Source organism: Dellaglioa sp. CoH-57-MRSF-21 (genome assembly GCF_056781915.1).
On the sequence record NZ_JBXAXU010000001.1, the window covers coordinates 383,588 to 394,577 of the forward strand.

Annotated in this window: 10 protein-coding genes; all 10 read left to right on the forward strand. The window is 34.6% G+C overall.

Annotated features, from left to right (window positions below):
- Positions 1 to 12: 12 nt before the first annotated feature.
- The 10 genes from AC1RPQ_RS01775 to lysS all read left to right on the forward strand — a co-directional run bounded on the left by AC1RPQ_RS01775 (position 13) and on the right by lysS (position 10,651).
- Entirely contained in the window at positions 13 to 1,581 is a 1,569-nt protein-coding gene (locus AC1RPQ_RS01775) for a putative polysaccharide biosynthesis protein (RefSeq protein ID WP_481760854.1), read from the forward strand.
- 17 nt (positions 1,582 to 1,598) lie between these two features.
- Positions 1,599 to 1,865 (forward strand): RNA-binding S4 domain-containing protein, encoded by a 267-nt coding sequence (locus AC1RPQ_RS01780; RefSeq protein WP_481760853.1) that lies wholly within the window; start codon positions 1,599 to 1,601, stop codon positions 1,863 to 1,865.
- Between the two features lie 44 nt (positions 1,866 to 1,909).
- Positions 1,910 to 2,296 carry an FtsB family cell division protein gene (locus AC1RPQ_RS01785; protein ID WP_481760852.1) on the forward strand — a complete coding sequence of 129 codons (387 nt, stop codon included), beginning with the start codon at positions 1,910 to 1,912 and terminating at the stop codon, positions 2,294 to 2,296.
- A 99-nt stretch (positions 2,297 to 2,395) separates the two neighbouring features.
- A complete protein-coding gene (locus AC1RPQ_RS01790) occupies positions 2,396 to 2,875 on the forward strand; it encodes a S1 domain-containing RNA-binding protein (RefSeq protein WP_481760851.1) in 480 nt (159 codons plus the stop codon).
- A gap of 76 nt (positions 2,876 to 2,951) precedes the next feature.
- Positions 2,952 to 4,319 carry a tRNA lysidine(34) synthetase TilS gene (gene tilS / locus AC1RPQ_RS01795; RefSeq protein WP_481760850.1) on the forward strand — a complete coding sequence of 456 codons (1,368 nt, stop codon included), beginning with the start codon at positions 2,952 to 2,954 and terminating at the stop codon, positions 4,317 to 4,319.
- Positions 4,320 to 4,324: 5 nt separating this feature from the next.
- Positions 4,325 to 4,864 carry a hypoxanthine phosphoribosyltransferase gene (hpt, locus tag AC1RPQ_RS01800; RefSeq protein WP_409021576.1) on the forward strand — a complete coding sequence of 180 codons (540 nt, stop codon included), beginning with the start codon at positions 4,325 to 4,327 and terminating at the stop codon, positions 4,862 to 4,864.
- 93 nt (positions 4,865 to 4,957) lie between these two features.
- Positions 4,958 to 7,036 (forward strand): ATP-dependent zinc metalloprotease FtsH, encoded by a 2,079-nt coding sequence (gene ftsH / locus AC1RPQ_RS01805; RefSeq protein WP_409021575.1) that lies wholly within the window; start codon positions 4,958 to 4,960, stop codon positions 7,034 to 7,036.
- Between the two features lie 77 nt (positions 7,037 to 7,113).
- Positions 7,114 to 7,998, forward strand: coding sequence for an Hsp33 family molecular chaperone HslO (gene hslO / locus AC1RPQ_RS01810; protein ID WP_481760849.1), 885 nt, complete (start codon positions 7,114 to 7,116; stop codon positions 7,996 to 7,998).
- Positions 7,999 to 8,069: 71 nt separating this feature from the next.
- The gene (gene dusB, locus AC1RPQ_RS01815; RefSeq protein WP_481760848.1) at positions 8,070 to 9,080 is read left to right on the forward strand and encodes a tRNA dihydrouridine synthase DusB; all 1,011 of its coding nucleotides are present in this window, start codon (positions 8,070 to 8,072) and stop codon (positions 9,078 to 9,080) included.
- A 71-nt stretch (positions 9,081 to 9,151) separates the two neighbouring features.
- Entirely contained in the window at positions 9,152 to 10,651 is a 1,500-nt protein-coding gene (gene lysS, locus AC1RPQ_RS01820) for a lysine--tRNA ligase (RefSeq protein ID WP_481760847.1), read from the forward strand.
- Positions 10,652 to 10,990: the final 339 nt, after the last annotated feature.

A 10,990-nucleotide genomic window follows, 5' to 3' on the forward strand; every position in this document is an offset into this window, starting at 1 on the left:
AATCGAAATGATATGGGAAATAAGCAACTTAGACATTTAATGCGTGGTGCAATGATTCTATCGATTGCCTCACTAATTGCCAAGATTTTGAGTGCCATTTACCGAGTGCCATTCCAAAATTTAGTCGGAGATACGGGCTTCTATATTTATCAGCAAGTTTATCCTATTTATGGGATAGGGATGACTTTTGCTTTGACTGGATTTCCCGTCTACATTAGTAAGTTAATTGCTGAAGAGCCTTCGAAAGAAGATAAAATAAAATTGTCTCATGATATATTTATTGTTTTAAGTATATTTAGTTTAGTTATCTTTTCTGGCTTACAATTAGGAGCTTCATGGATTGCGACAGCTATGGGTGATGGACAGTTAGCAGGCTTAATTAAAAGTGTTTCATTTATGTTCTTATTTTTACCTGTTTTAGCAGTGGGACGTGGTTATTATCAAGGTATTTTTGAAATGAACAAAACTGCTGTCTCCCAAGTTGTTGAACAACTATTACGTGTTGGACTCATTATTTTAGCGGCATACATTGCGGTTGAAAATAATATGTCATTATATTCGATGGGAGCATGGGCAATGTTTGGGGCAACTATTGGTGCTATTGGCGCAAGTGTTTCTTTTATTCACTTTTACAGGGTTGAATTTAGGAAGACTAGGCTTCAAACAAACTGGCAAAGATTACTGATAACCTCTAAAAAATTATTTTCGGAGGGTCTTATCATCTGTCTATTTGCAGCAATGATGGTGCTATTACAATTAGTTGATTCATTCACAGTGAAAAACGGATTAGTGCACTTTGGTTATTCAAATAATATTGCAAAATCGTTAAAAGGAGTCTATGACCGTGCACAGCCTTTAGTACAACTTGGACTAGTTATTTCTGTTGGGTTCTCTTCGATGTTATTGCCATCTCTGGCTTCGGCCCGTCGTGAAAACCGAAAAAAGGATTTTCAACGATATGCTGGGATGTTAGTGCACATAACGGTGGCGTTATCGATGGCGGCAACCATCGGACTGATTGCTGTTATGCCACTTGTTAACCAATCTTTATTTGGGGATCAACTTCAAAATGGTACATTATCGGTTTATATGTTTAGTATTTTCTTAGCAGCAGTTATTGGAACATACAACAGCGTCCTACAGAGTCTGGGATTGTATCGTACGTCAGTCATTGCTTTGATTATCGGATTGTTACTTAAAATGAGTATTAATTTTTACCTAGTTTCTATATTAGGAACAGTTGGAGCAAGTATTGCGACAATCTTAAGTTTATTACTTGTATTAATTGCCATGTGGGTTATGTCACCCAGTGAGATTAGACAGTTACTAATTGATCCCAAATTTATGATGAAATTAACTTTAATTTGTGTAATTATGGGAATTGTGGTTTATTTATTAGATAATCAGTTAATTAATTGGACGAATGACAAGCGATTGTTGAGTGGCATTATAGCGCTCGTTTCTGGATCTATTGGTGCTGGAATATTTGGTGGTTTAGCAGTTAAATGGGAATTATTTTCGATTCGAGAATGGCTAAGCTTTCCATTTGGAAAACGTATTTTAAAAAAATTTATAAGATAAATAAAGGGGATTAACTAATGAGATTAGATAAATTTTTAAAAGTGTCACGTATTATTAAACGTCGTACAGTTGCAAAAGAAATTGCAGATAAGGGTCGAATTATGATTAATGATAAAATGGCAAAATCTTCAACAGATGTTGTTGTTGGGGATGAGTTAACAATCCAATTTGGTAATAAAACGCTGACTGTTCGAGTTATGGCGCTTAAAGAAACAACGAAAAAAGCAGAATCAATTGATTTATATGAAGTTGTTTCTGAAGTTTATACAGAAGAAAGTCGATAATTATCGATTTTTAATTGGAGTCCTTTATTGGGTTAGGAGACAAGATGGCCGATAATAAATCGAAAATTAAATTTTTAGATAATGATTTTATGAAAGCTAATAAAACAGAAAGAAAAAAAGATCAACGATTGGTAACTATTCACCGCCGCCGTATGATTGGATTAGGAGCTGTTTTAATAATTATAATCATTTTCTTTAGCGTACAGTTAATTTCAACCAAGCTTAAGGTTGCACATTATAAGCAAGAAACAGCAGTTGAACAAACGAAATTAAAAAAAGCTAAAGCAAATCAAAAAGATCTTAAATTTCAAATTAAACAATTAAATGATAACGATTATTTATTAAAATTAATTCGTGAAAAATATTATTTCTCTAAAAAAGGTGAAACTGTCTATAGTTTTCCTAGTGATAAAGCAAATTTAAAAAACTAATCAATCAGGGATAGAATTACCCGTGATTTAACTTTGTATCAAGGTTTATAGCGTGGTATACTAGTATGGTATATATATCTAAGGAGGAACAACTTTTTTATGTCTATTGAAGTCGGAGAGAAAGTTTCAGGTAAAGTTTCAGGAATTACAAATTTCGGTGCATTTATTGATTTGGGTGACAGAAAAACAGGATTAGTACATATTAGTGAAGTTTCTGATGGATTCATCAAAGATATTCATGATGCACTAACTGTTGGGGATGAAGTCACAGTTAAAGTTTTATCCATTGGCGACGATGGTAAGATAAGTTTATCAATACGAAAAGCTGTTGATAAGCCTCAAGTAACAGAAACAAAATCTCGTCCACAGAAAACATTTAATAAAGATACTCGCGCATCGACTGGTTCTCGTCCATCAAATGGTGGTAAGAATCGCTATCAGACTAAAAAAGTTGAACCTCAAAAAGATGACTTCGATTCATTGTTGTCAGGCTTTTTGAAAGATAGTGAAGATCGGTTAGTTTCATTAAAGAGAAGTACTGAAGGTAAGCGCGGTGGCCGTGGTGGCCGACGTAATTAATAACGAATTTTAAAGATGAGTGGTTGAAATGAAAATTTTAAACCACTCTTTTTTTAATGAAAAAAGGAGAAAAGTTTTGCTGAATACAAGATTTGAGGCTCAATATCGGCTACTTGGTAGTCCTGAAAAAATTCTGGTTGCTGTTTCAACAGGTGTTGATTCAATGGTCCTCATGGATTTGTTGCAACGATTACCAGATGAAATCCGGCCTGAGATAGGCGTTGCCTACATTGACCATCAATTAAGAGAGCAGAGCCGTATTGAAACTGAGTTCATCGAAAAGTATTGTCTAGATCATCAATTTAAATTATATAAAAAAGTTTGGCCAGTACATGAACATGGATTAAATGGTATTGAAAATGCAGCGCGCAAAATGAGATATGATTTTTTTGAGCAAATAATGGTATCAGAAACTTATGCAACGTTAATGACAGCGCATCAAGCAGATGACCAGCTCGAAACACTTGTTATGAAAGGAATTCGTGGCGGAGATATCAGACAGTTAACGGGTATCAGTCAAACTAGATCATTTGGACCAGGGATGTTAGTTAGACCGTTACTTTTGTTCACAAAACAGGCTATTCGGCAGTACGCAAAGCATGAAAACATTGTTTTTTTTGAAGATGAAACGAATCAATTAAGTGATTTTTTTAGAAATCGAGTTAGAAAAGAAATTATACCGAAAATGCTTGAAAATAATAAACAAGTAATTAAGCATGCACAAAGTTATGCAGATCAGTTAACGAACCTATTAGATTTAGCAGATGAAGCAATTAGTGAAAAAATAAAAGAAATCAAATATGCTTCAGGATTTAAAATAAAAATGTGGACCACGTTGGAAACAAGGTGGCAAAAGCCGATATTGAAAAAAATCGCTGAAGAACATGGTGTTTTCTTAAAAGAAGACCAAATACAGCAAATTAGCCAGTTACTGCTGAATGAAAAAAAACCACAGGGTGAACTTAATTTAGGTGATGATCAATTATTTGTTAAAAAATATGAGTACATGGATTTCATTCAAAAAGAGAAAATAATTGAAAGTACTTCTGAAAAAATAATACTCGGTATGAATTCATGGGTTAATTTAAATAATAATGAAAAAATTGGCGTATTTAAAGCTGAAGAGATTAATCTAGATGAAGTAACTATAAAAGATTATATGATGGTTGATCACTCTATTGTTGAAGAGGGGCTTAGCTTGAGACATCGGTTGCCAGGCGATTATATCGACATAGGAAATAGTGCAAAACAAAAAATAAAAAAAATATTTATTGATCAAAAAATAAGTAGTAATGACCGTAATCAGGCTTGGGTATTAGAAACTAATACTAAGCGAATCATTTGGTTAATAAATTATAAAAAATCTCAATTGTCAGACACCGTTGAAACTGATAAAATACAAGACATAATCGTTTTAAAAAAACAAGGTCAGGGAAGAGGCTAAAGTGTATGGATGAAGATATCAAAAAAGTTCTTTACAGTGAGCAAGAAATTCAAGATGTTACTCGGCGATTAGGAAAACAGATTACCGCTGATTATCAAGGCAAAAATCCATTGCTTGTTTGTATATTAAAGGGCGCCTATCTTTTTATGGCTGACATTGCTAAAAATGTTGCAGATTATGCAGAAGTTGATTTTATGAATGTTTCGAGCTATGGGGATGGTACCGTATCAACTGGTGAGATTAAGATTATCAAAGATTTAGATATTGATGTTAAAGGCAGAGATGTGATTATTGTTGAAGATATCGTGGATACAGGACAAACTTTAGCTTACTTAATCGATCTGTTTAACAATAGAAATGTAAAATCTGTTAAGGTTTGTTCGTTGTTGGACAAACCAGAAGGTCGTAAAGTGACTGTTAACGTTGATTATGCAGGATTTGAAGTTCCAAATGAATTTGTAGTTGGTTATGGATTAGATTATGCTGAAAAATATAGGAACTTACCATATATTGGCGTCTTGAAACCTGAAATTTATACAGAGTAAAATAATGGTCAAAGAATGTCAATTGTGATATAGTGTATCCTATTCAAACGATAGTTGAAATAAAAATAAAGAAAAACGGGCAGGAGAGTAGATATGAAAAACAATCCTAAAAATGGACTTTTTAAAAATAGTTTATTTTACATAGTTATCATGCTTGGGATAATGGGTGTAATGTACTTCTTTTTTGATGGAAACAGCAAAACGGAAACACAAGAAATTCAATCAAGTGAATTTGTCTCAAAATTACAATCAAACCAAGTGAAATCATTTGATATTCAACCATCAGGTGGTGTCTACAAAATAACAGGGACTTATAAGAAAGCTCAAACAGAAAAGAGCAAGGATACTGGGTTCTCATTAATTCCAGCTTCAAAGAAAACAACAAAAGTTAAAAACTTTACGTCAACAGTTATTCAAAATGATTCAAATATGGCACAAATTTTGAAATCATCTGAAGCAACAAAGACAAAAATGGATACAAAAGAAGAACAATCAGATAGTATCTGGTTGCAATTAGCAATTACGGTTATTCCACTTGTATTAATGGTCGGCTTTTTCTATCTTATGATGGGACAAGCAGGACAAGGTGGCGGTGGTGGCGGTAAGGTGATGAACTTTGGTAAATCAAAAACAAAACCTTCCGAGAAAAAAGATAATAAAGTTCGTTTTGCTGATGTTGCCGGTGCAGAAGAAGAAAAGCAAGAACTTGTTGAAGTTGTTGAATTCTTAAAATCACCACGCAAATTTGCTGATTTAGGCGCTCGAATCCCATCAGGTGTTCTCCTAGAGGGACCTCCTGGTACTGGTAAAACTTTACTCGCAAAAGCAGTAGCTGGTGAAGCTGAAGTACCATTTTATTCAATTTCCGGTTCTGATTTCGTAGAAATGTTTGTCGGTGTTGGGGCAAGTCGTGTACGTGATTTGTTCGAAAATGCTAAGAAAACTGCACCATCAATTATCTTTATTGATGAAATTGATGCTGTCGGACGTCGTCGTGGCTCTGGTACAGGTGGCGGTAATGATGAACGTGAACAAACATTGAACCAATTACTTGTTGAAATGGATGGATTTACGGGTACAGAAGGTGTGATTGTAATTGCAGCTACTAACCGTTCGGATGTTCTGGATCCAGCACTTTTACGTCCTGGTCGTTTTGATCGTAAAGTTTTAGTAGGTCGCCCAGATGTTAAGGGTCGTGAGGCTATTCTTAATGTTCATGCAAAAAACAAACCGTTAGCATCTGATGTTGATTTAAAAGTTATTGCTAAGCAGACACCTGGATTTGTTGGTGCTGATTTAGAAAATCTTTTAAATGAAGCTGCATTATTAGCTGCTCGTCGTAATAAATCAAAAATTGATGCAAGCGATATGGATGAAGCTGAGGATCGTGTTATTGCGGGACCAGCAAAACGTGATCGTACGATTAATGAAAAAGAACGTCAAACAGTTGCATTCCATGAAGCCGGACATACAATTGTTGGATTAGTCCTAAATGATGCTAGAGTTGTTCACAAAGTAACAATTGTCCCTCGAGGTCGTGCTGGCGGTTACGCAATCATGTTACCAAAAGAAGATCAAATGTTATTGTCTAAAAAAGATATGAGTGAACAAATTGCTGGATTAATGGGTGGACGTGCAGCTGAAGAAATTGTTTACAATGAACAATCTTCAGGCGCATCAAACGATTTCCAACAAGCAACACAAATGGCTCGCTCAATGGTTACTGAATATGGAATGAGTGAAAAACTCGGACCTGTTCAATTAGAAGGCAATAGCCAAATGTTCGCTGGTGGTTCAGGTCAACCAAGTGCTGCTTACTCAAGCAATACGGCTGACATTATTGATTCTGAGGTTCGTCGTCTATCTGAAGAAGGTATGAAACTTGCTAAAGAAATTATTGAAGCACATAGAGAACAGCATAAATTGATTGCTGATAAGTTATTAGAATTTGAAACACTTGATGAAAAAGAAATTTTAAGCTTGTTCGAAGATGGCAAAATGCCAGAAAAAGACGATGCAAATGAATTTCCGAGTGAAAAAGATGGTTCTTTTGAAGCAACAAAAAAAGAATTAGAACGTAAAGATGCAAAAAAAATAGCTGAAGAAACAGATGAAGTTGATTTATCTAAAACGGTTGTTTTTTACCCCAAAGTGAATAAAGACGATAAATAATCGTTACTTAAGAACTCCGATGGATTATCTATCGGAGTTCTTGTTGGTCTAAAATGAATTATTTAAGGAGAAAACGAATGAAAGATTATCTTGTAAAAAGTTTGGCCTTTGACGGTAAATTAAGAGTATATGCTGTTACTGCGACAAATACGGTTGCTGAAGCACAAAGGAGACATGACACATGGAGCGCAGCATCAGCTGCACTTGGGCGGAGCCTAATAGGAACATTATTACTAAGTACATCTACATTGTCAGCCGATGAAAAAATGACCGTTAAAATTAATGGTGATGGGCCAGTTGGTGCTATCGTAATTGATGGTAACGCTGATGGAACAGTTAAAGGATATCTGAGTGAACCCCACGTTCATTTACCATTAAATGAAAAAAATAAAATTGATGTTAAAGGTGCCGTTGGAACAACTGGATCAATGGCAGTAACAAAAGATATGGGTATGAAGGAACCGTTTACGGGACAAGTCCCATTGGTTTCAGGTGAACTTGGCGAAGACTTTACTTACTATTTAGCTAAATCAGAGCAGATTCCATCATCAGTTGGATTATCTGTATTTGTGAACACGGACAATACAATCGAAGTGGCCGGTGGGTTTATGATTCAAGTAATGCCTGGCGCAACTGATGAAGTTATCGATAATTTAGAAAAAAAATTAGCAGAAATGCCTATGATTTCAGAATTGCTAAGAGATGGTAAAACGCCAGAAGATATTATATATCTGATGTTTGGTAAAGAAAATGTTAATATCTTGGATACAATGCCAGTTGCGTTCGAATGTGATTGTTCAAAAGATAAATTTTACGGTTCATTAGCTAGTTTGCCAAAAAGCGATATCACTGAAATGATCGAATTGGATCATGGTGCCGAAGCTGTTTGTCGTTTTTGTGGAAATCGATATCAATATTCTGAAAATGAATTAATGAAATTATTAGAGGGTTCAGCTAAATAAATTTTATCAATATATGATTTGTGTTATGATACTAAACAATAGTAAGTGTAAAAAACGATGAGGTGAATAGAATGGAATGGAAAATTGGCGATATATTAATTCCTAATCAAGTAGTTGTTGCACCTATGGCAGGTGTAACAAATGCGGCATTCAGAATGATTTGTAAGGATTTTGGTGCTGGATTAGTAGTTTGTGAAATGATTTCTGATAAAGGAATCCAATTTAGAAATAAAAAAACGTTGAGCATGTTGTTTGTAGATCCAAGAGAACATCCAGTTAGCGTTCAAATTTTTGGCGGAGATAAGGAAACATTGGTTGCTGCTGCTAAGTTTGTTGAAGAACACACGTCAGCCGACATAGTCGATATTAATATGGGTTGCCCTGTACCTAAAGTAACAAAAACAGACGCAGGCGCACGTTGGTTGCTTGATCCAGATAAAGTATACGAAATGGTTGATGCGGTTACTAATGAGCTGTCAATTCCGGTAACAGTTAAAATGAGAACAGGCTGGGACGAAGATCATATTTTAGCAGTTGAAAATGCCTTAGCTGCTGAACAAGGTGGTGCAGCTGCACTTGCAATGCACGGAAGAACACGTTTCCAGTTGTATAATGGTAAAGCAGATTGGAATATTTTACATGAAGTTAAAAGTAATTTAAAAACAATTCCTTTTATGGGTAATGGTGATATTAAAACGCCACAAGATGCAAAGAAGATGTTAGATGAAGTCGGTGCCGACGCTGTTATGATAGGCCGTGCTGCATTAGGAAATCCGTGGATGATTAGGCAGACAGCAACGTACCTTGAAACAGGTGAACTCATTGCTGAACCTTCAGCATCTGATAAAATTTTAGTTGCTAAAGAACACTTGCACGCACTTTGCCAGATAAAGGGTGAGGTTATTGGACCTAAAGAATTCAGAAGTCAAGCAGCATACTACTTAAAAGGTATTTCGCGTTCAGCTCGTGCTAAAGCAGCATTGAATGAAGCAAATTCAGAAGCTACTATGATAACGATATTTGATAAATTTTTAGAAGATACAAAAGAACGTGAATTCAAATTAATGCAAAAAGAAGCATAGAATTAGTTGCATTTTATTGGGTTAATTGGCATGATAGTAAGTGAAATATGTAATTAAGTGAGGGATATAATATGGTAAAGCAAGAACAAAGTATGAATGATCAATTAAAGGTACGTCGTGAAAAAGTTGTTGAACTTCGCGAAGCAGGGGTCGATCCATTTGGACACCGCTTTGAACGTAAAGACATGACTAAAGCATTACATGATAAGTATGATGCATTAACTAAAGAAGAACTTGATGGTATGGATATCCAAGCTACTATCGCAGGTAGATTAATGTCTAAACGTGGTAAAGGTAAAGTGAGTTTCGCTGATATTCAGGATAAAGATGGACGTTTACAATTATATGTCCGTAAAGATGTTGTAGGTGAAGATACATATCATATCTTTAAACGTTCAGATATTGGTGATTTTGTTGGTATAACAGGTGATGTTATGAAAACAGATATGGGTGAATTAACGATTCGCCCAACAGAAGTTACTTTCCTATCAAAAGCATTACGACCATTACCAGATAAATTTCATGGTTTGCAAAATGTAGAACAAATCTATAGACAAAGATATCTTGATTTAATCACAAATCGTGAAAGCTTTGATCGATTTATGAAACGTAGTCAAATTATTTCAGCTGTAAGACGTTATTTAGATGGTAATGGATATATTGAGGTTGAAACGCCAGTACTGCATAACCAAGCAGGTGGAGCATCAGCTAAACCATTTACAACACATCATAATGCGTTAGATATTGAACTATACTTGAGAATTGCACTAGAATTACATTTAAAACGACTTATCGTTGGTGGAATGGAAAAAGTATACGAAATTGGTCGAGTGTTCCGTAATGAAGGAATTGATACAAAACATAATCCTGAGTTTACAATGCTTGAAACGTACGTTGCATACTATGACTTCCATGATGTAATGGATGAAACTGAAGGCATTTTTAAAGCAGTCGCAGATGTAATTTCAAATGACGGAATTATTGAATATGATGGAAAAAAAGTAGATTTTAATAAAAAATTTGCAAGAGTTCATATGGTAGATGCTATTAAGTCCGTAACTGGAGTGGATTTTTGGAAAGAAATGTCAGTTGAAGAAGCACAAAAATTGGCAGATGAACATCATGTTAAATATGAAACATATTGGAAAGTTGGCCATATCATTAATGAATTTTTCGAAAAATTTGTTGAAGATACAATTGTTGATCCTACTTTTGTTTATGGACATCCTTTAGAAATTTCGCCTTTAGCAAAGAAAAATGAAGATGATCCAAGATTTACGGATCGTTTTGAAATGTATATTTTAGGTACAGAATATGCTAATGCATTTACTGAGTTAAATGACCCCATTGATCAAAGAGAGCGATTTGAGTCCCAAGTTGAAGAACGTGAAGATGGTAACGATGAAGCGGAAGGAATCGATGAAGATTTCATTGAAGCACTCGAATATGGTATGCCACCAACAGGTGGTTTAGGAATTGGAATAGATAGGTTGGTTATGTTAATGACTGATGCACAATCTATCAGAGATGTGTTATTATTTCCAACTATGAGACCAGATGATAATCAATAAATATTTTTAAATTATTTTATAGGATTATTTTTGATGAATAATATTATATGAGAGTATTGTCGCTATGTGACAATACTCTTTTTTTACTTTTATTTCAGCAGTAAAAGTAATAATAAAACACGATGTACACGTTTACATTCATTGATTTAGATTTAATTTAAATAAAGGCTTGACGAAGGTGATTATTCTTGGTAAAGTAATAAACGTTGCTTCAGTAGTAAACAACTAATTCAAATGTGACCAGTTAATTAATTAAAAAAGTTCTTGACAATTAACGAAATCCTTGATATGATATAAAAGTTGTCAAAAGCAACCAAGTAGATCTTTGAAAACTGAACA